This is a genomic window from Paracoccus tibetensis (assembly GCF_900102505.1).
In the GTDB taxonomy this organism is placed as follows: domain Bacteria; phylum Pseudomonadota; class Alphaproteobacteria; order Rhodobacterales; family Rhodobacteraceae; genus Paracoccus; species Paracoccus tibetensis.
Genome location: NZ_FMVT01000008.1, coordinates 22,753 through 45,635 on the forward strand (window position 1 = coordinate 22,753; position 22,883 = coordinate 45,635).

19 protein-coding genes are annotated in these 22,883 nt (G+C 70.2%); 7 read left to right on the forward strand and 12 right to left on the reverse strand.

What is annotated here, in order from left to right; translation table 11 throughout:
* Nucleotides 1–119: 119 nt before the first annotated feature.
* The 3 genes from BLP73_RS12055 to BLP73_RS12065 are packed head-to-tail and all read right to left on the reverse strand — an operon-like array spanning nt 120 to nt 4,178.
* Entirely contained in the window at nt 120–1,154 is a 1,035-nt protein-coding gene (locus tag BLP73_RS12055) for a lipocalin-like domain-containing protein (protein ID WP_090744728.1), read from the reverse strand.
* Nucleotides 1,144–3,531 carry an ABC transporter permease gene (locus BLP73_RS12060; RefSeq protein WP_090744732.1) on the reverse strand — a complete coding sequence of 796 codons (2,388 nt, stop codon included), beginning with the start codon at nt 3,529–3,531 and terminating at the stop codon, nt 1,144–1,146. The genes BLP73_RS12055 and BLP73_RS12060 overlap by 11 nt, the downstream gene beginning before the upstream one ends.
* Entirely contained in the window at nt 3,528–4,178 is a 651-nt protein-coding gene (locus BLP73_RS12065) for an ABC transporter ATP-binding protein (protein WP_175453345.1), read from the reverse strand. Before BLP73_RS12065 ends, BLP73_RS12060 begins: the two co-directional genes overlap by 4 nt.
* A 269-nt stretch (nt 4,179–4,447) precedes the next feature.
* On the opposite strand from BLP73_RS12065, the gene BLP73_RS12070 reads away from it, so the two are divergent.
* Nucleotides 4,448–5,287 carry a DUF6544 family protein gene (locus BLP73_RS12070; protein WP_090744736.1) on the forward strand — a complete coding sequence of 280 codons (840 nt, stop codon included), beginning with the start codon at nt 4,448–4,450 and terminating at the stop codon, nt 5,285–5,287.
* Nucleotides 5,284–6,261, forward strand: a complete 978-nt coding sequence (locus tag BLP73_RS12075) for a peptidoglycan DD-metalloendopeptidase family protein (RefSeq protein WP_090744739.1) — start codon at nt 5,284–5,286, stop codon at nt 6,259–6,261. Before BLP73_RS12070 ends, BLP73_RS12075 begins: the two co-directional genes overlap by 4 nt.
* A gap of 27 nt (nt 6,262–6,288) precedes the next feature.
* Here the strand turns inward: BLP73_RS12075 and arsJ are convergent, their stop codons facing one another.
* Genes arsJ through BLP73_RS12105 form a run of 6 tightly spaced genes read right to left on the reverse strand, consistent with a single transcriptional unit; the run spans nt 6,289 to nt 11,547 of the window.
* Nucleotides 6,289–7,539, reverse strand: a complete 1,251-nt coding sequence (gene arsJ, locus BLP73_RS12080; protein WP_090744742.1) for an organoarsenical effux MFS transporter ArsJ — start codon at nt 7,537–7,539, stop codon at nt 6,289–6,291.
* Nucleotides 7,536–8,540, reverse strand: a complete 1,005-nt coding sequence (locus BLP73_RS12085) for an ArsJ-associated glyceraldehyde-3-phosphate dehydrogenase (RefSeq protein ID WP_090744745.1) — start codon at nt 8,538–8,540, stop codon at nt 7,536–7,538. The genes arsJ and BLP73_RS12085 overlap by 4 nt, the downstream gene beginning before the upstream one ends.
* Nucleotides 8,541–8,543: 3 nt before the next feature.
* Nucleotides 8,544–9,365 carry an arsenate reductase/protein-tyrosine-phosphatase family protein gene (locus BLP73_RS12090; RefSeq protein WP_090744749.1) on the reverse strand — a complete coding sequence of 274 codons (822 nt, stop codon included), beginning with the start codon at nt 9,363–9,365 and terminating at the stop codon, nt 8,544–8,546.
* A 52-nt stretch (nt 9,366–9,417) separates the two neighbouring features.
* A complete protein-coding gene (gene arsH / locus BLP73_RS12095) occupies nt 9,418–10,131 on the reverse strand; it encodes an arsenical resistance protein ArsH (protein ID WP_090744753.1) in 714 nt (237 codons plus the stop codon).
* Nucleotides 10,128–11,183, reverse strand: a complete 1,056-nt coding sequence (arsB, locus tag BLP73_RS12100) for an ACR3 family arsenite efflux transporter (RefSeq protein ID WP_090744756.1) — start codon at nt 11,181–11,183, stop codon at nt 10,128–10,130. Before arsB ends, arsH begins: the two co-directional genes overlap by 4 nt.
* A 31-nt stretch (nt 11,184–11,214) precedes the next feature.
* Nucleotides 11,215–11,547 (reverse strand): ArsR/SmtB family transcription factor, encoded by a 333-nt coding sequence (locus BLP73_RS12105; RefSeq protein WP_090744760.1) that lies wholly within the window; start codon nt 11,545–11,547, stop codon nt 11,215–11,217.
* A gap of 158 nt (nt 11,548–11,705) precedes the next feature.
* On the opposite strand from BLP73_RS12105, the gene BLP73_RS12110 reads away from it, so the two are divergent.
* The 5 genes from BLP73_RS12110 (at nt 11,706) to BLP73_RS12130 (ending at nt 17,135) form a co-directional block, all read left to right on the forward strand.
* Complete coding sequence (locus tag BLP73_RS12110; RefSeq protein ID WP_090744763.1) at nt 11,706–12,323, forward strand: SOS response-associated peptidase; 618 nt, start codon at nt 11,706–11,708, stop codon at nt 12,321–12,323.
* A gap of 138 nt (nt 12,324–12,461) precedes the next feature.
* Nucleotides 12,462–13,922, forward strand: coding sequence for an ABC transporter substrate-binding protein (locus BLP73_RS12115; RefSeq protein ID WP_245686654.1), 1,461 nt, complete (start codon nt 12,462–12,464; stop codon nt 13,920–13,922).
* The gene (locus BLP73_RS12120; RefSeq protein ID WP_245686655.1) at nt 13,922–14,881 is read left to right on the forward strand and encodes an ABC transporter permease; all 960 of its coding nucleotides are present in this window, start codon (nt 13,922–13,924) and stop codon (nt 14,879–14,881) included. The genes BLP73_RS12115 and BLP73_RS12120 overlap by 1 nt, the downstream gene beginning before the upstream one ends.
* Nucleotides 14,878–15,702, forward strand: coding sequence for an ABC transporter permease (locus BLP73_RS12125; RefSeq protein ID WP_090744770.1), 825 nt, complete (start codon nt 14,878–14,880; stop codon nt 15,700–15,702). Before BLP73_RS12120 ends, BLP73_RS12125 begins: the two co-directional genes overlap by 4 nt.
* A complete protein-coding gene (locus BLP73_RS12130; protein ID WP_090744772.1) occupies nt 15,699–17,135 on the forward strand; it encodes an ABC transporter ATP-binding protein in 1,437 nt (478 codons plus the stop codon). Before BLP73_RS12125 ends, BLP73_RS12130 begins: the two co-directional genes overlap by 4 nt.
* A 30-nt stretch (nt 17,136–17,165) precedes the next feature.
* On the opposite strand, the gene BLP73_RS12135 is transcribed toward BLP73_RS12130, so the two are convergent.
* The 3 genes from BLP73_RS12135 to BLP73_RS12145 form a co-directional block, all read right to left on the reverse strand.
* Complete coding sequence (locus BLP73_RS12135) at nt 17,166–18,482, reverse strand: HlyD family type I secretion periplasmic adaptor subunit (RefSeq protein WP_090744775.1); 1,317 nt, start codon at nt 18,480–18,482, stop codon at nt 17,166–17,168.
* Nucleotides 18,479–20,230 (reverse strand): type I secretion system permease/ATPase, encoded by a 1,752-nt coding sequence (locus tag BLP73_RS12140; RefSeq protein ID WP_090744778.1) that lies wholly within the window; start codon nt 20,228–20,230, stop codon nt 18,479–18,481. The genes BLP73_RS12135 and BLP73_RS12140 overlap by 4 nt, the downstream gene beginning before the upstream one ends.
* Nucleotides 20,231–20,323: 93 nt before the next feature.
* The gene (locus BLP73_RS12145) at nt 20,324–22,843 is read right to left on the reverse strand and encodes a family 16 glycosylhydrolase (RefSeq protein WP_090744781.1); all 2,520 of its coding nucleotides are present in this window, start codon (nt 22,841–22,843) and stop codon (nt 20,324–20,326) included.
* Nucleotides 22,844–22,883 lie beyond the last annotated feature (40 nt).

Consider the following 22,883-nt stretch of genomic DNA (forward strand, 5'->3'; position numbering starts at 1 on the left):
GTGACACGGTCTGGCCTGTGCGGCGACGTGCCGCTTTGCGCGGCTCCGCATGCGAAGCAGACTGTCACCTCGCCGGAGAACCGACCGCGGTTCTCGGTGACCCGGCGCAAAGATTGCGCTCAATCGTAGCCGGTCATCTCTAGGTATCCGACGCCGTTGTGGCTGCCGGTGACGGTGACCGGCCCCTCCCAGTAGGGCACCGAGGTCTGCATCCAGGCATCGGGATTGAGCGCCGTCACTGTCACGTCGACACCCTCTGCCGGCAGGCTGACCTGCCACGTCGTCGGCACCTGCCGCTCCGCCACGTTGTGCCATTCCAGAGGGTTTGCGGCGAATTCACCATCTGCCAGGGCGGTGGCCTGCCCATCGGCGGCGATCAAGGTGGCGGAGGTGTAATCCGTGCTGCCGCGCAGAACGAAGCCCATCAGCTTGTCGCCGCTGTCGAAGGAGAGGGAGAACCAGTCCCAGCCCTGCTGATCCTCGGCCAAAGGCTGCGACGACCATTCCCGGTCGAGCCATGCGGCGCCGGTGACAGGCACATCCCCTGCCGGTAGCGTCAGCGTCCCCGACAGCTCGAAGAAGGGTTGCGAGTAGTAGTAGCTGGCCTGCCCGGCGGCGGATTTGACCGAGTAGCCGTCCTGCCCGTGCCGGACCAGCGGCCCGGCCGCGCGCAGCTCGACGTCGTAGGCGAAGTCGCTTCCGGAGGCGGTCAGGCGGAGATTGTCGAAGTCCGGGCCTTCCATGGCCCAATTGTCGATCCAGGCGAGGAACGGGTCGGCCTGCACCCCCGCCTGTCCGACGCCGCCCCGCGCCAGGCGCTCGGCCACGTGATGCGCCTCGGGCGTTGTGACGGCCGCGTGTCCCATCCAAAGCTGCGGCGTCTCCCATCCTTCACCGTCGCGCGGCGCCAAGGCCGAGCGGAACAGCGTCCATTGCAGGCCGTAGGAGGTGCCGTCCGGGCCGGTCATGTTGGCGGTCAGGTACCACCACTCAATCCGGTAATCCGGATGGGGTCCGTGGTCGGCCGGAAATTCCAGCGCTCGCTCCGGGACCGGCCGCGCGAAGTCCTGCGCCTCTGTACCCAGACCGGCGAAGCCCTGGCTCTGCGCGGCCATGGGAAGAAGCAGAAGAGCGGCCACGATCCTAGCGTTCATTGCGGAAAACCCCCAGCAGCTGCGCTGGCGGCGTGCGCGACAGCCGCCAGGCGGGCCACAGCGCCGCCACCGCCGCCGCCAGCAGGGCCAGCAGTCCCAGCCTCAGGTAGTCGAGCGGAAAGAGATACATCGGAAGCCGCCAGCCAAAGGCCTCGACATTGACGACCGCCAGCAGCGCCCAAGCGAGGGCCAACCCGAGCAGCAGGGCCACCGCGCCAGTCAGCGCGGCGAGCAGCAGGGTGCGCAGCAGGTCCAGCGCGGCCAGCCTGCGCCGGGTCAGCCCCAGTGCCCAGACCGGCGCCAGTTGCGGCAACCGCATGCCGGCGAGCGTCAGCAGGCTCATCAGGATGGCGAAGCCCGCGATGGCCAGTGTCAGCACGTTCAGCGCCGTCGTGACGGTGAAGGTGCGCTCGAAGATGGCCAGAGAGGCGGCCTTGACCGCGGCCTGGTCGATCATCGCGCTTACCGGAACGCCCGCCTCGTCGCGGAGGCGGTCTCGGAGGGTCGTGACTTGATCCGGGTCGACGCGAAGCCCGAACTGTTGGGGAATCACGTCGGGGAAGAGACTGCGGAACAGGTCCTCGGTCACGATCACCTGCCCGGCGGGGTTGCCGTAGTCGCCATAGATGCCCAGCACAGGAAGGCTGACACCTTGGCCGAGCGCCACGTCCGCACCCAGATCCAGACCGGCCCGTCGGTACATCTGTTCGTTGACCAGCACCCCGTCACCCTCCGCCAGCCGGTCCCAGACATCCGGCGATGCGCGCAGGAACTGCCAGTTGTCGCGATAGGTGGCATGGTCGCGCACGCCGAGGATCTCCGCCTGCCTGCCGGCAATCTCGAGATCCGCGCTCAGCAGCGGCAGTACCGCATCGGCATGATCGGCTGCGGCCGCGATGATGGCGGCGGCCTGGGCGGGATCCTCGACCCTGACATAAAGCTCCGACGCGAGCCGCTGATCCAGAAAGCCCACGAAGGTCAGCCGGAACGACGACACCATCGTGGAGACGCCGACATTCGCCGCCATGGCCAGCATCAGCGCCATCAGCGCCAGCGACAGGCCCGGCACCTGCTGGCGGGTGTCGGCCCAGAACCACTGCGTCACCGGCGCCTTCGCGCGCTTCTCGGCCGAGGCAAGCAGCAGGGTCAGCAATGGCGGCAGGGTCAGGGCGCCCCCAATCAGCAGGGCGCCCAACATGACGAAGCCGGCCATGAGCCCTTTCCCCCAGACCGCCATAGCAGCGGCCGCGAGAAGCAGGGCCAACGCCAGCAGCGACTTTCCCCGGTGGCGGTGCGACATGCTGAAGGCGCGCGGATGCGCCCCGCCCAGCAGCGGCATCCGGGCCAGCGACCACAGCGCGCCACTGGCGGCGACGGCCGTTCCGACCAGCGCGATGGCCAGCCCCGAGAGCCACCAGGTCGGGCGCAGCGTCATCTGCCCGGACACCTCGGCGCCGTAGAGCCCGCGCAGGGTCGCTGCCACATCGGGCAGAAGCGCGGCCGCGATGACATAGCCCAACGCGACGCCGATCGTGCCCGCAACCAGGGCCAGAACCGCCAGTTCCACCGCCATGACCAGGATCAGCCGCTGCAGCGGTGCGCCCAGCGCCCGCAGCGTCCGCACCATGGCCCGGCGCTGCTCGAAGGCCAATCCGATGGCCCCATGCACGATGAAGAGCCCCACGGCGAAGGACAGAAGGCCGAAGGCGGTCAGGTTCAGGTGGAAGCTGTCCGTCAGCTGCGCGACGTCCCCTCCATCCTGCGGCGCGGCCAGCCGCAGACCGGGGGCAACCTCCGCCAGCGGGCGCCGGGTCACCGGCTGATCCGGAAGCACGACCATGCGGTCGATCTGACCCGGGCGGTCGAGCAGGCGCTGCGCCAGCCCGATATCCGTAATTGCCGTATCGGGTGCCACATCCGGCGCGACGACCCCCGGCACGCCCGTGTCAGGCAACCGCGCAAGCGTGTCTGCCCTGGCGAAGATCTGTCCCGATCCCGAGAGGAAGGCAGCGAGGTCCCCGCCGCCGTCGACGCTGACCGGTCCGAGCCCGCCCGGTGCCGTCAGAGGCTCCAGCCCGACGATCTGCACCGGCCCGAAGCGCCCCTCGATCACCGGCGAGACCAGCCAGCCAGCCCTCCGCAGGGCGGTATAGGTCTGCTGGGGGAGGGGGCTGCCGTCACTGGCCATGATCTGCGCGAACTGACCCTCGCCCAGGGTCCCGGCCGCGCTGGCATAGCTGGCCCGGGCCTCGGCATTGATCGCCTGCACGCCGGACCACAGCGCCGTTGCCAAGGCCAGCCCGAGCAGAAGCGTCAGCAGTTGCAGCGGACTCCGCCGCCAGTGCGAGGCCAGCGCGGACAGGATCACGCCGGTCACGCCAGGCGCCCTCCCTGCAGGTGCAACCGGCGCGGCAGGCGCGCGGCCAGCCGCTGGGAATGGGTCACCAGGATGAGGCCGGCACCGGTCTGCGCGACCAGGTCCTGCAGAACGGTCAGAACGGTGTCTGCCGTCGCTTCGTCCAGGTTGCCGGTCGGCTCGTCGGCCAGCACGAGGTCCGGCTGCGGTGCAAGCGTGCGAGCGATGGCAACCCGCTGCTGCTGACCGCCGGAGAGCTGCTCGGGGTACTTGTGCAGATGCTCGCGCAGCCCCAGGCGGTCGATCAGCCCCTCGTCGCGCTCCTTGTCGTGGCGACTGGCCAGCCGCGCCTGGAACGCGATGTTCGCCGCCACTGTCAGCGAAGGGATCAGGTTGAACTGCTGAAAGATCACGCCGACCTTGCCGCGGCGGATGGCCGCGCGCCCTGCATCGTCCAACGGCGTCAGATCAATGCCGTCGACCGCGACCACGCCTTCATCGGCCGTGTCCAGCCCGCCGATCAGATGCAGCAGCGTGCTCTTGCCCGAGCCTGACTCGCCCGTCAGGGCGAGCATCTCGCCGCGTCCGAGATCAAGGGAGACACCACGCAGCACGGCTGCCGAACTGGCCGGATACGTCTTGATGACATCGCGCAGGCTCAGCAGCATCAGGTGTCCTTCGTCAGGCGCATATGTGGCTGGCGCGCGCAACAGTAAGGTCGCAGCCCTTTGGCAGTTCCCGGAGATGACGCCGATGCGTCAAACTGCTTCAGGCAAGGCAGGCAGGGATGCTGCCCGGCAGCGCAGCGAGAAACAAGCTGGCTGCGAACAGGCAGCATGATCCAGGCAGCGCCTGCACGCGTGTTTGATGCAGGTCATCGCATGCCGCTTCACTACGGGCTAGAGCGAGCTTCATCCTGTGGGGAGAATGCGCCGTCATGAAGATTGCTGCCGCCATTCTGATCGTTCTTCTTGTTGGCGTCGTTGTGCTCGCGGTCCTCTCAGGTCTGGACCGGCGGGCGGACCGCGCTGAGTGGCGGAGGCTCGCGGCACTTCAGCCCGCTGAGCCAAGGGTCTTCGATCCTAAGATGATCGCCGCTTTGCCCGAACCTGCGCAGCGCTATTTCAACTACATGATCCAGCCCGGAACGCCGCTTTGGCCTGTGGCAGAGATCGACATGGTAGGCCGGTTCGGCTTGGGAACGAAAGACGCCCCAAGTTATCAGCCGATGGAGGCGCGCCAGATCCTGGCGGCACCTGACGGCTTCGTCTGGATCATGCGGACGCGCGGCGGCATGCCGATGTGGGGCTCGGACTCGGGGACCTGGACGCGGTTCCGCATCTTCGGTTTGATCCCGGTGGCCCGTTTCGGCGGAGATCCCGACCACACCCGCTCGGCCTTCGGACGCTATGCTGCCGAGGCCACGATCTGGGCGCCGGCGGCCCTTCTGCCCGGACCGGGCGTCATGTGGTCGAGTGTGGATCAGGACACCGCCCGCGTCACCGTGACCCAAGGCGATCTGGTGCAGGCCGTCGACGTCACCGTGGATCGGGACGGACGTCCGGTCAAAGCTTCCTTCCAGCGTTGGAGCAATGCCAATCCCGAGAAGATCCACAGATTGCAGCCGTTCGGCGCCCTCATGTCGGATTTCCGCGAGGTGGGTGGGTATCGCCTGCCGTATCGTGTCGAGGCCGGCAACATGTTCGGGACCCAGGATTATTTCCCCTTCTTCCTCGCTGACGTCACCGCCATCAGGTTTCCGGGGGCGGCGCCGTGACAGCGCTGATCCTTGCCGTTCAGGTTGCCGTGCCGATGGCCCTGATCGCATGGCTCGCCTTCGCGCCGGCGGGCAGCCTTGCCGGTCTCATCCTGCAGGCGTCGGGAACGGGCGCGATCCTCTTCGCGCTGGCGCGGATCGCGCAATGGGGGGTTCCGGTATGGTGGCTGCCGTGGGTCTATGGCGGGCTATGGCTGGTCGCCGTGCTGGCCTCGCTACTGCGCAAGCGGCTCGGATCGGCGCCGCTGCTTCCTGAAAGGTCCAGGGACTGGGCGGGGCTTGCGCTGTCGATCGTCCTGCTCGGCCTTGGCGGGTGGTACGGCGCACGGGCACTCGCCGGACAGCGCATGCCGCCGGCCGGGTACGTTGACATCGGCAACCCTTTCGGTCCAGGACGGTATCTTGTGGGGCACGGCGGCTCGAACACGCTGGTCAACGGGCACATGCGCACGCTCGATCGATCGGTCGAGCGGTACCTGCCGTGGCGCGGGCAGTCCTACGGGGTGGATTTCGCCGGGCTGGGGCGATGGGGACTTCGCGCCAGCGGCTGGCGCCCCGCCGACCCGGCGGCCTACGCGATCTTCGGCGCGAGGCTTCAGGCGCCCTGTGCCGGTACGGTCGTCGCAGCCGAAGGAAACATGCCGGATCTTAGGGTGCCGAACGAGGATCCGGTCAACCGGCTCGGCAATCACGTGATCCTGCGCTGTGGAGACGCCGAGATCGTCCTGGCCCACATGCGCCAAGGCAGCGTCGCAGTCGCGCCGGGTGACCGCGTGGCCTTGGGCGACGAACTTGGCGAGGTTGGCAATTCCGGTGCCTCGACCGAGCCGCACCTGCACATCCATGCGCAACGCCCGGCGCCAGTGGGTGCGCCGCCGATCGCAGGCGAGCCGCTGGCACTTCGCATCGACGGCCGCTTCCTCGTGAGGGGCGACCACTTGCACGCATCGAGCGCCTCACCCGCGGCCTTCTAGGGCACCGGAAGCTTCCCGAGGCCCGGCCTAGTCCAGAACATCCGCGACCGCCACACGCCGCACGGCCCACCAGCTTGCCGCTGCCATCGCGCCGGCGGTGGCGAGGCAAAGGGCGAGGCCGCCGACCTGGTAGCTGAGGCCCGAGAGCAGCGTTCCGATCAGCCGGCCGGCGGCGTTGGCCATATAGTAGAAACCCACGTCCCGCGTGATCCGCTCGGCCTGACCGAAGGCGAGGATCAGGTAGGAATGGACCGAGGAGTTGATCGCGAAGACATAGCCGAACGCCAGCAGCCCGAGGACCAGCAGCGCCGTCAGCCAGGGCGCCGGATCGCCCGCCACCAGCACCGCCAGCGCCAAGGCGAAGGGGATCGGGACCAGCAGGCCGGCCCATCGGATCGCGTCGCGCGTGACATCGGCCTCGAGGCGGTGGGCGCCGCCCAGCAGGCGCGGGGCGGCGGCCTGCACGGCGCCGTAGAGGATGATCCACGCCGCCATGAACCCGCCGACGAGGAAGAAGGCCTCGCGCCGGCCCTCGGCGGTGCCGTCCGACAGGACCGCCTGGAAGTAGATCGGGATGCCGACGACGAACCACACGTCGCGCGCGCCGAAAAGGAACATCCGCGCCAGCGACAGCCGGTTCACCCGCGGATCGCTCGAGCGCCAGCCCGACCAGCGGTCCGCGCCCTTCATCCGCCCCGGCAGGCCCGGCGGCAGGAACAGCGCCACCGCCAGCAGGATCGCCGCCAGCACCGCCGCCATGCCCCAGACCGCCGCCTGGAAGCCGGCGACGGCCAGCAGCGCCGCGCCGAGGAAGAAGCCGAGGCCCTTCACCGCGTTCTTCGAGCCGGTCAGCGCCGCCACCCACCGGAAGAGCCCGCCGCCCTCGGCCGGGGCCAGCACCTTGACCGCCGATTTCGAGGACATCTTGGCAAGGTCCTTGGCCACGCCCGAGGCGCCCTGCACCGCCATCACGAAGACCACCGACGCCCCGACGCTCCAGCCCGGGTCCAGCTGCGCCAGCACGACCAGCGCCGCGATCTGGATGCCGAGCCCGGCATAGAGCGTCGCGGCCAGCCCGAAGCGCGCGGCCAGCCAGCCCGCGGCGAGGTTCGTCACGATCCCCGCGATCTCGTAGAGCAGGAACAGATAGGCCAGCTGCACCGGCGAGAAGCCAAGGCCGTTGAAATGCAGCAGCACCAGCATCCGCAGCGCGCCGTCCGACAGCATGAAGGCCCAGTAGGCCGCCGTCACGGCCGCATAGGCGCGCAGGCCGCTCATGCCATGCGCCCTGCCACCATCCGGGCGATGTCCACCAGCCGGCAGGCATAGCCCCATTCGTTGTCATACCAGGCGTAGATCTTCACCTGCGTGCCGTTCACCACCATGGTCGATCCTGCATCCACGATCCCGCTGCGCGGATCGCCCCGGTAATCGGTCGAGACCAGCGGCCGCTCCTCGTAGCCGAGGATGCCGGCCAGCGGCCCCTCGGCGGCGGCCTTCAGAAGGGCGTTCACCTCGTCCACGGTGGTCGGACGTTCCACCTCGAAGACACAATCTGTCAGCGAGGCGTTCAGCAGCGGCACGCGCACGGCATGGCCGTTCAGCCGGCCCTTCAGCTCGGGATAGATCAGCGTGATCGCCGTGGCGCTGCCCGTGGTCGTCGGGATCAGATTCGCCAGCGCAGAGCGCGCCCGGCGCATGTCCTTGGCCGGCCGGTCCACGATGGTCTGCGTGTTGGTCACGTCGTGGATCGTGGTGATCGAGCCGTGGCGGATGCCGAGGCCCTCGTGGATGACCTTGACCACCGGGGCGAGGCAGTTCGTCGTGCAGGAGGCCGCCGTGACGATCCGCTGGCTGCCGTCGTAGAGCGCGTGGTTGATCCCGTAGACGAGGTTCAGCGCGCCCTCGTCCTTGACCGGGGCGCTGACCACGACCTTCTGCACGCCGGCCTCGAAATAAGGCACCAGCGCGCCTGACGTCTTGAAGACCCCCGTCGCGTCGATGACCAGATCGACGTCCTCCAGCGGCAGGGCATCGATGGTCCTCTCATGCGTCAGCGGGATGCGGTGCCCGTCCAGCATCAGCGCGTCGCCATCCGCCGCGACCGGCACGGGCCAGCGGCCGTGGACGCTATCGAATTCCATCAGCAGCGCGTGCTGCTCGGCGTCGCCCGCCGCGTCGTTCAAGAGCACGATCTGCGGACCCAGCCCCTCGTCGATCATGCGCCGCAGCGCCAGCTTGCCGATCCGGCCGAGGCCGTTCATCGCGATCCGGGTCATGTTTCAGTCCTTCGCCTCGGTGTCGATGGCATCGACGCGGCTTTGCAGCGCGATGCGGTCGAGGCTTGCCACGGGCAGCGCCACGAAGGCCTCGATCCGCCGGCGCAACGCGCCATAGGTCTGGGCGAAGACCAGCGCCTTCTCGGCGTCCGACCCCTGCGCCTTGACCGGATCGGGCAGGCCCCAATGGCCGGTGATCGGCTGGCCCGGCCAGGGCGGGCATTCCTCGGCCGCGGCCGTGTCGCAGACGGTGAAGACGAAATCCATCCGCGGCGCGCCTTCGGCCTGGAACTCGGCGATGTGCTTCGAGCGCAGAGTCGCGGTGTCATGGCCGTTCCGCGCCAGCACCTCGAGCGCGAAGGGGTTCAGCCGCGTGCCGGGGCGGGTGCCGGCGGAATGGGCGTTGAAGCGCGCGCCGCCCAGATCGCGCAGCGCGGCCTCGGCGAAGATCGAGCGGGCGGAGTTGCCCGAGCAGATGAAGAGGACGTTGAAACGTTCGGACATGGGTCTCTCCCCGGTGAGCGGCGCGAGCAGGTCGGGCCGCGCCCGTCCCAGATCCAGCGCCAGATAGGTGATGAGCGCCTCGGTCCGGTCCAGATCGACCGAGTAGAGGAGCGAGCGTCCCTCGCGCACGACCCGCGCCAGCCCGCAGCCGGTCAGGTCCGACAGGTGATGCGACAGCGTGTTCGGCTTCAGCGCCAGCGCCTCGGCGATCTCGGTCGGGCGGACCCCGCGCGGGGCGAAGCGCATCAGCAGCCGGAAGACGGCGAGCCGGCCGGGATGACCGAGGCAGGTGAAGGCTTGAGCGGCAGCTTGCGTTTCCATAATTCCCGAATATAGGAACCAATGGCCAAGTCCAGTGAAGCTTTGATGACGGTCAGGTGGCGCGCGTCAGGTTCACCCGCGTCATCAGCTCGGCCGTGCTTTCCTTGCGCTCTGAATAGCGGTCAGAGAGCCAGGCAGACTGGCCGCGCGTCAGCAGGGTGAAGCGGACCAGCTCCTCCATGACATCGACGATCCGGTCGTAGAGGGGCGAGGGCCGCATCCGCCCGGCCTCGTCGAACTCCTGGAAGGCCTTGGGGACCGAGGACTGGTTCGGGATAGTCAGCATCCGCATCCAGCGGCCAAGGACGCGCATCTGGTTCACGGCGTTGAAGCTCTGCGAGCCGCCCGAGACCTGCATCACCGCCAGCGTCTTGCCCTGCGTCGGCCGCACCGCCCCGTCCGACAGCGGGATCCAGTCGATCTGGGTCTTCATCAGGCCGGTCATCGCGCCGTGCCGCTCGGGGCTGGACCAGACCATGCCCTCGGACCAGGCGACCAGATCGCGCAGCTCGCGCACCTTGGGATGGCCCGCATCCGCATTGTCATCAACCAGCGGCAGGCCGGACGGATGGAAGAACCGGACCTCGGCCCCCAGATGGCGCAGGATGCGCGCGGCCTCCTCGGCCGACAGGCGCGAGAAGCTGCGCGCCCGCAGCGAGCCGTAGAGGATCAGGATGCGCGGCGGATGGCCGGGATCGGTCGCCGCCGGCAGGATTACGGGGCCGGGCAGCAGGCTCAAGTCCAGCGCGGGCAGCTCGTCGGTCATCGGGTCGTCTCCACGGGAAAGCGGGCGCGGGTGCGGTTGGCGAAGGCGACGAGCGACAGCATCACCGGCACCTCGACCAGCACGCCGACGACCGTCGCCAGCGCCGCGCCCGAGTTGAGGCCGAAGAGGCTGATCGCGACCGCCACCGCCAGCTCGAAGAAGTTCGAGGTGCCGATCATCGCGCAGGGCGCCGCGATCCGGTGCGGCACGCGCATCAGCCAGGCCGCGCCGTAGCCGAGCGCGAAGATCAGGTAGCTCTGGATCAGGATCGGCACCGCGATCAGGGCGATGATCGCCGGCCGCGCGAGGATCGTCTGCCCCTGCAGGCCGAAGAGGATCGCCACGGTCGCCACCAGCCCGATCATCGACCACGGCTTGACCCGCGTCGAGAAGGCGCCGATGCGCGCGGCGCCGCCAAGCGCGCGGCGCGTCAGCAGCCCCGCCGCCAGCGGCAGGACGACATAGAGCACCGTCGCCAGAACCAGCGTCTGCCACGGCACCGCGATCTCGGTCACGCCCAGAAGCAGCGCGACGATGGGGGCGAAGGCGATCACCATGATGATGTCGTTCACCGAGACCTGCACCAGCGTGTAGGTCGCATCCCCGCGCGTCAGCTGCGACCAGACGAAGACCATCGCCGTGCAGGGCGCCGCGCCCAGCAGGATCAGGCCGGCGATGTATTGCTGCGCGTCCTCGGGCCCGATCCAGGGCGCGAAGAGGTGGTCGAAGAACAGGACGGCAAGCAGCGCCATGGTGAAGGGCTTGACGAGCCAGTTCACGGCAAGGGTGATCAGCAGGCCCTTCGGCTGGCGCAGCGCGCCGCTCACGGCGGCGAAGTCGACATTGACCATCATCGGGTAGACCATCGCCCAGATCAGCACCGCGACGACGAGGTTGATCGAGGCGATCTCGGCCGCCGCCACCGCCGCGACTAGGCCCGGCGCCAGCACCCCGAGCGTGAGGCCCCCCACCATCGCCAGCCCGACCCAGAGCGTCAGCCAACGCTCGAACGGCCCCAAGGGATTGGCCTGCGGCTCGGCGATGTCGGTCATCTGCGGGTGGCCTTTTCTTGAGGACGGGTGATCAACAATCGCCGGCGATCCGGTCGAGGACCGGCTGGCACAGCTCGGGCCGGCCGCCGCAGCAATCCTCCATGAGGAAGGACAGGAGCCCGCGCATCGTCTCCATCCGGGCGAAGTAGCGGATCGAGCGGCCCTCGCGCACCGACCGCACCAACGCGGCGGCCGTCAGGATGTTGAGGTTGTTCGACAGGGTGTTCGACCGGACATCGAGCCGCGCCGCGATCTCGCCGGCGGCCAGACCGGCCGGTCCCGCCTGCACGAGCAGCCGGAAGACGTCCAGCCGCATGTCATGGGCGAGTGCCGAGAGAGCATTGAGCGAGGCGGGTCTGTCCATATTTCACGATATATCGAGAGGTAGTGGCGGAAGCAATAGCCGCATGGCTCGGAGCGTCCAGCGACACAGCGCCGGAACGGAGGGGCAGAAGTCTCCTTGACGGCGTCATCCTCTGGGCGGCATCGTCAGCGACGCGCTCGACCGAGCAGGAGCCCGCGATGTGCAATCTCTACAACGTCACCACCAACCAGCAGGCGATCCGCGAGATCTTCGGCGGCCTGCACGACCGCGCAGGCAATCTTGCCGCGGGTCAGGTCTACCCGGACCAGCTTGCCCCCATCGTCCGGCATGGCGCGGACGGGCTGGAGCTGGTGAAGGCGCGGTGGGGCCTGCCGTCGCCGCCATCGGTCCTGAAGACGGCGCGCGATCCGGGCGTCACCAACATCCGCAACCTCGGCTCGCCGCATTGGCGCCGATGGCTAGGGCGGGGCAATCGCTGCCTGGTGCCGCTGACGAGCTTCGCAGAGCCGCGGGGCAGGGGGCAGGGCAACCAGTGGTTCGCCGCCGCGGACGGTCGGATGATGTTCTTTGCCGGGATCGAGCTGCGGGGCTGGCGCTCGGTGCGCAAGGTGAAGGATGGCGAGACGGTGGACGATCTCTTCGCCTTCCTCACCTCGGGGCCGAATGCCGAGGTGGGTGCGGTGCATCCAAAGGCGATGCCGGTCATCCTGACCGAGCCGGACGAGCGCCAGGCCTGGCTGGACGGCATCCCCGCGCACCAGCTGCAACGGCCGCTGCGGGACGGGGCGCTTGTGCTGCTTGACACCCCCATCTGACGCAAGGGTTGGCCCTGCTTCCAATTAGCTGTTGAAGCTGGCCCAGTGTGATGAAATAACATCGCCGTCATCACGACGAGGGGCACGATGTTCAGACTGTTTTCTTCCGCCGCCGGCGGCGCACTGATTCTTGCCGCCATGACCGGGACGGGCCACGCCACCGAGGGCGTGCTGGATGTCGTCGCGCCCTTCGAGATCAAGGGCGCCGATCCCGTGACCTCAGGCAATATCTTCATCAAGATGGATGTCGCCGAGACGCTGGTGAACGCGGATGCCGAGGGGCAGTTGACGCCGGGCCTCGCGCGAGCCTGGACCGTCTCGGAGGACGGGCTCGAATGGCGCTTCCAGCTGCAGCCGGACGTGCTCTTCCACGACGGAACGCCCCTCACCGCCGAGGCCGCGGCGCTGGCGCTGTCGCATGCGCGGGCCAAGCCGGGCCTTCTGGAAACGGCGCCGATCACCGAGATCGCCGACGAGGAGGGCGCGCTGGTCATCCGCCTGTCCAAGCCGTTCGCGCCGCTGCCGGCCTTCCTGTCCGAATACCGCTCGCTCATCTACGCGCCCGCGGCCTATGCCGAGGATGGCAGCGTCCGCGAGGTGATCGCCACCGGCGCCTACCGGGTCACCCGGCTGGACGCACCGCTGCGGCTGGAGGCCGAGGCCTTCGACGGCTACTGGGGCGAGGCTCCGGCGGTAACGCGCGCCACCTACCAGGCCGTCGGGCGCGCCGAGACGCGGGCCCTGCTTGCCGAAAGCGGTGACGCGGATTACGTCTTCAACCTCGACCCGGCCTCGCTCGCGCGGCTGTCGGGCGCCCCGCAGGTCGAGGTCCTGTCGGTCTCGGTGCCGCGCTCGCTGCTGATCAAGGTGAACGGCGCCCATCCCGCGCTGGCGGATGTCCGGGCGCGGCAGGCCCTGTCGCTGGCCATCGACCGCGAGGGGTTGGCGCAGGCCATCCTGCGCTATCCGGCCGGGGCGGACCAGATCCTGCCAAAGAGCGTCTCGGACTGGCACTCCGACAGCGTCGAGCCGCTGGCCTTCGACCCCGAGGCCGCCAAGGCGCTTCTGGCCGAACTTGGCTGGACCGCCGGCCCCGACGGCATCCTGACGCGCGACGGGCAGCGCTTCAGCCTGACGCTGACGACGTATCCCGACCGGCCCGAGCTGCCGCTGTCGGCGGCGGTCCTGCAGCAGATGTTCGCCGAGATCGGCGTGGAGGTGGTGATCGATTCCACCAACTCGTCCGAGGTCGCGGTGCGGCACGGCGACGGCACGCTCGACATCGCGCTCTTCGCACGGAACTTCGCGCTGGTGCCCGATCCGATCGGCACCTTCCTGACGGACTACGCGCCCACCGGGGACTGGGGCGCGATGAACTGGGACAACCCGGAATTCACCGCCCTGATCGAGGACCTCGCCCGCGGCGAGGGCGGGCAGGCCGAGCGCGAGCGCGCCATCGAGATCCTGCAGACCGAGCTGCCGGTCATCCCGGTCGCCTGGTACCAGCAGACCGCCGCGGTCTCGACCGGGGTCGCCGGGGCGGTGCTCGATCCCTACGAGCGCACGATCGGCCTGCGGCAGATGCGGTGGGCTGAGTGATGCGCCCGCTGACGCAGGCGATTCTCTACCGCGCGAGCCAGGCCGTGCTGGTCGCGCTTCTGGTCGGGATGCTGACCTTCCTCATGATGCAGGCGCTTCCCGGCGACATGGCCTTCCGCATCGCCGCCGGTCGCTACGGCTATGACGCCGTCAATGCCGAGGCGGCCGAGGCCGTCCGGCGCGAGCTTGGCCTCGACCGGCCCGCGCTGGCCGCCTTCGGAACCTGGCTCTGGGACCTGATGCGGCTGGATTTCGGCACCTCGGTCATCTCGGGCGCGCCGGTTATGGACGAGATCCGCCACCAGCTGGGCGCCAGCCTGCAACTGGCGGGCGCGGCGCTGGCGCTGTCCTTCCTGATCGGCCCGCCCGTCGGCATCCTTGCGGGGCTGCGCGCCGGCGGCTGGCTGGACCGGACGCTGCTGGTCGTCTCGACGGCCTTGCGCTCGGTGCCGCAGTTCCTGATGGGGCTGATCCTGATTGTCCTCGTCTCGATCCAGCTGGGCTGGCTGCCGGCCGCCGGCTACGGCCGCCCCGTCCACTTCGTCCTCCCGGCGCTGACGCTGGCCCTGGGGCTGGCGGCCGTCTCCGCGCGCGTCGCGCGGGATGCGATGGCGGCCGTCGCGGCCAGCCCCTACTACGCCTTCGGCCGCTGGAAGGGGCTCAGCGAGGGGCAGCTGCTGCGCCGCCACGGGCTGCGCAACATCGGCGTCACGCTGGTCACCTATCTGGGATTGCAATTCGCCATGCTGGTCGAGGGGGTCGTGGTCATCGAGGCCATCTTCAGCTGGCCCGGCATCGGCCATGCGCTGGTCCATGCGATCTTCGGGCGCGACGTGCCGATGGTGCAGGGCACCGTGCTGCTGCTGGGCCTCGGCTTCGTGGCGCTGAACACGGCGGTGGACCTGACCGCGCGCTGGATCGACCCGCGAGGCCGGGGCGCAGGCGAGGCCAGGTCATGAGCATCACGCAAGTCGACATGCCGCTGCCGGCGGCGCGGGTCCGGCCCTGGGCGCGCTGGACCGGGGCCGCGCTGCTGGCGCTGGTCCTGGCCTTCGCGCTGCTGGCGCCGGTGATCTTCCCGGCCGACCCCCTGCGCCAGAGCCTGCGCCACATCCTGGCCGCGCCCGACGCCGCCTCGCCGCTCGGCTACGACCATCTCGGCCGCTCGCTGACGGCGCGGCTGGCATCGGCGTTGCGGCTGTCGCTGATGATCGCGGCGGCGGCGGTAGCAAGCTCGGCCCTGCTGGGCGTGGCGGTCGGCGTCCTCGCCGCCTGGCGCGGTGGCTGGGTGGACCGCGCGGCCTCGCTGGTCGCGGATGCCTTTCTCGCGCTGCCGGGCCTGTTGCTGGTGCTGATCGTCTCGGCGATCGTGCCCGTGACGCCGCTGGCCTTCTGGATCGGCCTGACGCTCGTCCTCTGGATCGAGTATTTCCGCCTGACCCGCGCCACCGTCAGCCGCCTGCTGGCCGCGCCGGGCGTGCAGGCCTCGCGGCTTCTCGGCTTCGGGCCCTTCTACATCTTTCGCCGCCATCTGTGGCCCGAGCTTGCGCCGATGCTGCTGACCCTCGGCGCCTTCGGCGCGGCGACGGCCATCATGATGATCGCGGCGCTCGGCTTCGTCAGCGTGGGCATGCGCCCTCCGACGCCGGAGCTGGGCCTGATGATGGTCGAGCTGCTGCCCTACTACCGCGAGGCGCCGATGGCCCTGGTGATCCCGGTCGCCGCGACCTTCGTGACCCTTCTGGGCCTCAACCTCGTCGCCAAGGGAGGCCGCGCATGAGCGAGCTGCTGAAAGCCACCGACGTCTCGGTTCATGCCGGCGCCGAGATGCTGGTCGAGCCGGTCTCGCTGGCGCTGACGGCCGGCCGCCCCTTCACCCTTCTGGGCGAGACGGGCTCGGGCAAGAGCCTCCTCGCCCAGGCCATCATCGGGACGCTGCCCGCCGGCCTTGCTGCCGCGGGGCAGGTCACGCTCGCGGGGCGCGCGCTCGATCTTGCGCGCCGAGACGGGCACCGCGCCCTCTGGGGCCGCCTGATCGGCGTTCTGCCGCAGGAGCCGTGGCTGTCGCTCGACCCGCTGATGCCGGCCCGCGCGCAGATCGCCGAGGGTCATGCCTTCGTGCGCGGCCTCAGCTGGGCCGAGGCGAATGCTGCGGCGGATCGCGACCTTGCCGGGCTGGGCCTTCAGGAGGCCGCCGACCGCCGGCCCGACCAGCTCTCGGGCGGGATGGCGCAGCGCGTCGCCTTCGCCGCGGCCCGCGCGGGCGGCGCCCGCATCGTGGTGGCGGACGAGCCGACCAAGGGTCTCGACATCGGCCGCCGGGACGAGGTGACGCGCCTCCTGCTGGACGAGGTCGCGGCGGGCGGCGCGCTGCTGACCATCACGCACGATCTGGGCGTCGCCCGGCGCTTGGGCGGCGAGCTGGCGGTCATGCTGAAGGGCCGGGTGGTCGAGCGCGGCCCCGCCGCCGAGGTCCTGGCGCATCCGCGCCACGACTACACCCGCCGCCTGATCGCCGCCGATCCGGCCAGCTGGCCGCAGGTGCCGCCGCGCCCTGGCACGGGCGCGCCGGTGCTGCGTGCCGAGGGCCTTTCCGTCAGCCGCGGCGGCCGGCGGCTCTTCGACGGTCTCGGCCTCGATCTCCAACCCGGCGAGATCGTCGGCATCTGGGGGCCGAGCGGCTGCGGCAAGTCCACGCTTGGCGACGTGCTGCTGGGCCTCGCGCGGCCCGACCAGGGCCGCGTCACGCGCGGCGCGGGCCTTGCGCCGCAGCGGTTCCAGAAGCTCTACCAGGACCCGCCGAGCGCCTTCCCGCGCTGCCTCGCCCTCGGGCGCGCGCTGGACGACCTGGTCCGGCTGCACCGCCTCGACGGGGCGCGCATCCCGCAGCTGATGTCGCGGCTGCGGCTGAGCCCGGCGCTGCTGGCCCGACGTCCGGCCGAGGTCTCGGGCGGCGAGTTGCAGCGGCTCGCGCTGCTGCGCCTGCTGCTGCTGGACCCGGTGTTCCTGTTCGCGGACGAGCCGACCTCGCGGCTGGATCTCATCACGCAGGCCGAGGTCACCGGCCTTCTGACCGAGGTCGCGCGCGAGACCGGCATGGCGCTGCTGATCGTCAGCCACGACCCCGAGCTGCTGTCGCGCAGCGCCGACCGCGTGATCTCACTGGCCTCGCCCGAGACGGCAGGACCGCGGCTGCGGCACCAGGCTGCGTGAGGCCGGCGCGGCCCGGCCGTCCCCGCGCGCCTACCCCTCGCGGAAGGCGCGTCGGAAGTAGGCGCTGAGCGGCTGGATAAGGTAGGACATCGGGCTGCGCTCGCCGGTGCGGATATGCACCTCGGCCGGCATGCCGGGCAGCAGGACCTGCGTGCCAAGGCCCGCCAGCTGTTGCGGCGAAATGGTCACCGTGACCCGGTAGTATGGCGTCCGGGTCGCCTCGTCCAGCAGCGCGTCGGCCGAGATCTGGTCGAGCCGGCCAAGGATCTCGGGCGTGTCAGCGCGGGGCAGGGCGGCAAAATGCAGCGCGACGGTCTGGCCCGGATGGATGTCGGCGATGTCATGGGTCGGGATCTTGGCGGCGACGACCAGGGGCCGGTCCTGCGGGATCACGTAAAGCAGCGGCTCGGCCGGCCGTACGACCGCGCGCGGCGTCGTCACCTGAAGGGCGTGGACCAGGCCCGAGACAGGCGCGCGCAGGTCGAGCCGGTCGATCTGCTCGCGCAGCCCGCGGCGCCGCTCGGCCAGTTCCACCTCGCGATAGCCCAGATCGCGCAGCTCGGTCTCGGCCTGCTCGCGCCGCTCGGCCTGCAGGCGCAGGCGCTGGATCTCCAGCTCGGTCTGGCGGATCTGGCCGGCGGCGCGCCGCGCCTGTAGCTCGGCCAGCTGGCCCTGCGTCGCCGCGGCCTCCCGCTCCAGCCCGAGAACGCGCGAGGCCTGGGCCAGGCCGCGCGCCAGAAGGCTCTGCTGGCTCACCAGCTCCCGCGCGATCAGGTCGCGCTGCAGGGCGAGGGCGGCCGCCTGCGCAGCAATGCCCTCCATCTCCGAGCCGATCTGCTGGGACTGCCGGGCCAGCTGCTCCAGCGACTGGTGCAGCGTGTCCCGGCGCGCGAGGAACAGGCTGGACTGCCCTTCCATCACCGCGGCCAGCTTCGGTGCGTCCGTGGCCATCAGCAGCAACTCGTCCGCGAAGACCACCGAAGCCGCGTCGGTCCGTTCCGCCTCGAGCCGGCCGCGGCGGGCCAGGGTCTCGAAGTACTGCCCCTCGACGATGGCATGTTCCGTGCGAAGCTGGCTGCCGTCGAGCGACAGCAGCAGCTCGCCCGCCTTGACGAACCGGCCTTCGGACACGGCGATGTCCTGCACCACGCCGCCATCGGGATGCTGAACGACCTGGCGGTGCTGCTCGACCTCGACCTGCCCGGTCGCCACGACCGCGGCCGAGATCCGGCTTGCCGTCGCCCAGACCGCGCCGCCGCCCATGAGGACGGTCACGGCCAGAAGGCCCGTGAGGACCGTCCCGGCCACCGGCCACCGCTCGCGCCGTTCGCCCGGACGCGGGCTCATGACGCGCCCGCCCTTTCGGGGGCGTTCTGCATCCGCAGGATCTGGGCCGAGTTCTGCACCATCTGCTCCAGCACCTGGCTGCTGGGTCCGAAGGCCCGGCGCATGCCGCCCTCCAGCACCAGCAGGGTTTCGCATTCGCTGATCGCCGCGGGGCGATGCGCCATGATCACGACGGCCCCGCCCTGCGCCTTGACCTGGCGGATCGCCAGGTTGACCGCCTCGGAGCCCTGGCTGTCGAGGTGGGCGTTCGGCTCGTCCAGCACCAGCAGCACCGGATCGCCGTAGAGCGCGCGGGCAAGGCCGATGCGCTGGAGCTGGCCCCCCGAGAGGCGGCCGGCGGCGGCGCCGATGCGCGTGTCATAGCCCTGCGGCAGATCGAGGATCATCTGATGCGCCGCCGCCATCCGCGCCGCCGTGACGACGCGCGCCGCATCGGGGTTCTTCGCCATCCGGGCGATGTTCTCGGCGATGGTGCCCTCGAACAGCGTGACCTGCTGCGGCAGATAGCCGATCAGTTGGCCGAGGCTGTCCGCGCCGTACTGGTCCAGCGTGGCGCCGCCGAGGCGGATGCTGCCGGTGCCGGGCAGCCAGGCGCCGATCAGCGCGCGCGCCAGGGTCGACTTGCCCGCGCCGGAGGGACCGATCACCCCGAGCGCGCTGCCGGGGGCGATCGAGAAGCTGACGCCGCGCAGCGTCGGCTGCGCGGCCGCGGGCGGCGCGACCGACAGATCGCGCACCTCGAGCCGGGCCTCGGGGCGCGGCAGGACCGTGCGTTCCGGCTCGGCCGGCTGACGGGTCAGGAGGGCGGCGAGGCGGCTCCAGCCGTCCTGCGCGGCCTGGACCATGGGCCAGCCGCCGACGAGCTGCTCGACGGGCGCGAGCGCCCGGCCCATCATGATGGAGCTGGCGATCATCGCGCCGGCGCTCAGCTCGTGCCGCAGTACCAGGAGGGCGCCGGCGGCCAGCATCGCGCTTTGCAGGAACAGCCGGAAGCTGCGCGAGAAGACGCTGAACCCGGCCGAGAGATCGCCCGCACGCATGGCGGCCTGCTGCATGTCCATCCGCGCCGTGCGCCAGCGCAGGAAGATGGCCTCGCGCATGCCCAGGGCCGCGATCGGCTCGCCGTGGCCGCGGTAGAGATCGCCCATCTGCTGCGCCTGCGCGCCGGCCTCGGCCGCGTGCCTCAGGGGCGTGCGGCTGAAGATGCGGTTGAGGATCGTCGCGGCGACCAGCACCGCGCCGCCGGCCGTGGCCACCACGCCCAGAAGCGGGTGGAACAGGAACAGCGCGCCCAGGAAAAGCGGCGACCAGGGCAGATCGAACAGGGCGAGCATGACCGGCGAGCCGAGCAGGCGCTGCACCGCGTCGAGATCCCGCGTGCCGCCGGTCGTTGCGGCGGCCTCGTCCCCCTGCAGGGCGCGGTCGCGGAGGGCGGCGGTGAAGACCCGCTCTTCCATGCGGTCCTGGAAGCGCGCGGCGAGGCGCAGCATCACCCGGCCGCGGATGAGGTCGATGACCCCCATCAGCAGGAAGAGGAAGATCACCAGCAGGAACAGCGCCGCCAGCGTCTCGACGCTGCGCGAGGACAGGACGCGGTCATAGACCTGCAGCATGAAGAGCGGCCCGGTCAGCATCAGCAGGTTCACCACCGCCGAGAAGACCCCGACCGCCAGGAACAGCGGCCAACCGGCGCCGCGCGCCGCGCGCAGCTCGAGAAGCCCGCTCTGGGGCAGGCCCGCCCTGGCCACCGCTGCCGCCCTCACCGGCGCGGGCCGGTGCGCGCGCGGAGTGTCCGCCCACGCCCGCGCCCGGGCCTGCCTCTTGCCGGATGAATGCTCATGTCAGAAGAGGAAGTCGGCATGGGCGAGGGACGAGATGTCCGACACGAGCACCTCGAAGTCCACGACCTTGTCGCCCGTCACGTCGGCCCGCACCAGGATGTCGCTGCCAGACTTCACCGTCCAGACGGAATAGGCCGCCGCGACGCCGCCGGAATAGCCGAAGCCCTGGTTGCCGCCGGCATGGATGTTCGCGTCGATCCCCCTGAGATCGATCCGGTCGGTCCCCGAGACGAAGTCATGGATCACGTCGCGCTGCGCGCCCGGCGCGCTCTCGGAGGTCTGGTTGAAGACGAAGGTGTCGCAGTCCATGTCCCGGCCGCCATGCATCACGTCCCTGCCGGCGCCGCCGATCATGACGTCGCGGCCGGACCCGCCCATCAGCACGTCATTGCCGGCGCGGCCCTCGAGAACGTCGTTGCCGGCCTCGCCCCTCAGGACGTTGGCGCCGCCATTGCCGATGATGTGGTTGTGGCCGGCATTGCCCGTGCCGTTGACGTTCGCGCTGCCCTTCAGGACCAACTGCTCGACATGGTTCGCCAGGGTCAGGGAGATCGTCGAATGGACGCTGTCATAGCCCTCGCCGGCCAGCTCGACCGTCCGGTCGCCGCTGTGGTCGACATGGTAGATGTCGTTGCCCCTGCCGCCATGCATGATGTCGGCGCCGCCCCGGCCGTCCAGCGTGTCGTTCCCGTCCAGCCCCGACAGCGTGTCGTTGCCGCTCGTGCCGGTCAGGGTGTTGCCGGCCGCGTCGCCCGTGATACGCGCGCCGGGCGCCGCGACCAGCGACTTCGGCGCCATTCCGTCGAAGAGGAAGTTCTGCACCGTCAGGCTGGCAAGGGGCACGCCCTGCAGGAAGATGCTGTCGGTCGGCGACAGGACGACCCGCGTGCCGCCCGCCTCGCTGCGCAGCTCGAGATAGGTCTTGTAGCCCCGGATGTCGATCATCTCGCGGGCGCCGGGCGCGAAGTCGGTGATGACGTCCTGCCCGTCGCCCCTGGCGAAGCGGAACGTGTCCCTGCCGCTGCCTCCGGTCAGGCGGTCGTTGCCGGTGCCGCCGACCAGGGTGTCGTTGCCGAGGCCGCCCTCCAGGCGGTCGCTGCCGCCGAGGCCGCGGAGAAGGTTCGCCCCGCCGTTCCCGACGACATGGTTGTCGGCGGCATTGCCCGTGCCGTTGAGGTTCGCACTGCCCAGAAGCACCAGCGCCTCAATGTGGCTGGACAGCGTCCAGCTGATGCTGGAGCGGACCGTGTCGTACCCTTCGCCGGCCCGCTCGATGGTGCGGTCGCCGGCATTGTCGACATGGTAGGTGTCGTTACCCGCCATGCCGTACATGGTGTCGGCGCCGCCCTTGCCGTCGATCACGTCATTGCCGCCAAGGCCGAAGATCGTGTCGTTCCGTGCGCTTCCCGTCAGCGTGTCGTTGCCGGCCTTGCCGATGATGCTGCTTTGGGGCGCAGGGCCGGGCAGGCTCTCGGCCACCGGGGCCGGAGCGGGACTGGGCGCAGGTGCAGGCGCAGGTGCAGGCGCAGGTGCAGGCGCAGGTGCGGGCGCCGGAGCCGGAGCCGGAGCGGGCGCCGGAGCGGGTGCAGGCGCGGGTGCAGGGGCCGGAGCGGGTGCAGGTGCAGGTGCAGGGGCCGGAGCGGGTGCAGGCGCAGGTGCAGGTGCAGGCGCAGGCGGCGTGGCGCCGACGCTGCCGCCCGGTGCAGGGGCGTCGGCATCCGGATCATCGCTGCCGGTATCCGGCATCCCGGTGACCGGCTCGACCGGCGGGACATAGGTGCTGCCATACTGGTTCGGACGGATGTCGACGGCCGAGATGCTGCCGACCAGCGGGCGGCCGGGATCGACCCACCGGCCGGCCCAGCTTTCCTGCCCCGGCGCCACCGACCACAGGTCGACGAAGCTGTTCATCGGGCCGATGTTCCAGACATCGCCCTGCATGTCGGCGGCGGTGAAGCGCGCGACCTGCTTGCCGTCGATGTAGAAGGTAGCGTCCTGCCGGGTCACCGACACCTCGTAGGTGTGATAGCCCTTCGCGGCGTCGAAGCCGAGATCGATGATTCCGCGGCGGGAGGCTTCGGGCTTCAGGATGATGTGGCGCCCCGCCGCGTCCTCCATGTGGACGGCGAGATGCACCTTGGTGGTGTCGGCGCCCACGAATTCGAAGTCGAATTCGACCCAGGGCTGGTTCTTCCAGTCGGCCTTGTAGGTGAAGAGTCCGAAGACGGCGCCCGGCGCCATCTCGGGCGCCTTGGCCGTCCAGCTCCAGGTGCCGGTGGTCGCGACCTCTCTCGACTGGATCTCGCCGCCCTGCCACGGCCGGGTCGAGCCGGCGGGCGCGCGGTTCAGCACCAGCTCGATGCTGCCGTCGGCGGCGACCCTGACGTTTTCGTCCGACCAGCTCATGTTGTTCGTCTGCCCCGCGGCCCAGTCCGAGATGAGCCAGCTGTCGGGGGTATATGTCTGTCCAAGTTGGTACAGATGAACGGCAGGAACGGGTGCGCTCGGGCTTGTCGGCATGACCGGCTTGACCTCCTCTGGGTTCAGTCATCAGGGGCGG

Coding starts and splice junctions, on each gene's coding strand:
- arsH (WP_090744753.1), bottom strand. CDS start 10,131: ATGACCGACGAGCTGCCCGCGCTGGACTTGAGCCTGCTGCCCGGCCCC.
- BLP73_RS12065 (WP_175453345.1), bottom strand. CDS start 4,178: ATGCTGCTGAGCCTGCGCGATGTCATCAAGACGTATCCGGCCAGTTCG.
- BLP73_RS12070 (WP_090744736.1), top strand. CDS start 4,448: ATGAAGATTGCTGCCGCCATTCTGATCGTTCTTCTTGTTGGCGTCGTT.
- BLP73_RS12120 (WP_245686655.1), top strand. CDS start 13,922: ATGCGCCCGCTGACGCAGGCGATTCTCTACCGCGCGAGCCAGGCCGTG.
- BLP73_RS12125 (WP_090744770.1), top strand. CDS start 14,878: ATGAGCATCACGCAAGTCGACATGCCGCTGCCGGCGGCGCGGGTCCGG.
- BLP73_RS12135 (WP_090744775.1), bottom strand. CDS start 18,482: ATGAGCCCGCGTCCGGGCGAACGGCGCGAGCGGTGGCCGGTGGCCGGG.
- BLP73_RS12105 (WP_090744760.1), bottom strand. CDS start 11,547: ATGGACAGACCCGCCTCGCTCAATGCTCTCTCGGCACTCGCCCATGAC.
- BLP73_RS12145 (WP_090744781.1), bottom strand. CDS start 22,843: ATGCCGACAAGCCCGAGCGCACCCGTTCCTGCCGTTCATCTGTACCAA.
- BLP73_RS12130 (WP_090744772.1), top strand. CDS start 15,699: ATGAGCGAGCTGCTGAAAGCCACCGACGTCTCGGTTCATGCCGGCGCC.
- BLP73_RS12115 (WP_245686654.1), top strand. CDS start 12,462: ATGACCGGGACGGGCCACGCCACCGAGGGCGTGCTGGATGTCGTCGCG.
- BLP73_RS12110 (WP_090744763.1), top strand. CDS start 11,706: ATGTGCAATCTCTACAACGTCACCACCAACCAGCAGGCGATCCGCGAG.
- BLP73_RS12090 (WP_090744749.1), bottom strand. CDS start 9,365: ATGGAAACGCAAGCTGCCGCTCAAGCCTTCACCTGCCTCGGTCATCCC.
- arsJ (WP_090744742.1), bottom strand. CDS start 7,539: ATGAGCGGCCTGCGCGCCTATGCGGCCGTGACGGCGGCCTACTGGGCC.
- BLP73_RS12055 (WP_090744728.1), bottom strand. CDS start 1,154: ATGAACGCTAGGATCGTGGCCGCTCTTCTGCTTCTTCCCATGGCCGCG.
- BLP73_RS12085 (WP_090744745.1), bottom strand. CDS start 8,540: ATGACCCGGATCGCGATGAACGGCCTCGGCCGGATCGGCAAGCTGGCG.
- arsB (WP_090744756.1), bottom strand. CDS start 11,183: ATGACCGACATCGCCGAGCCGCAGGCCAATCCCTTGGGGCCGTTCGAG.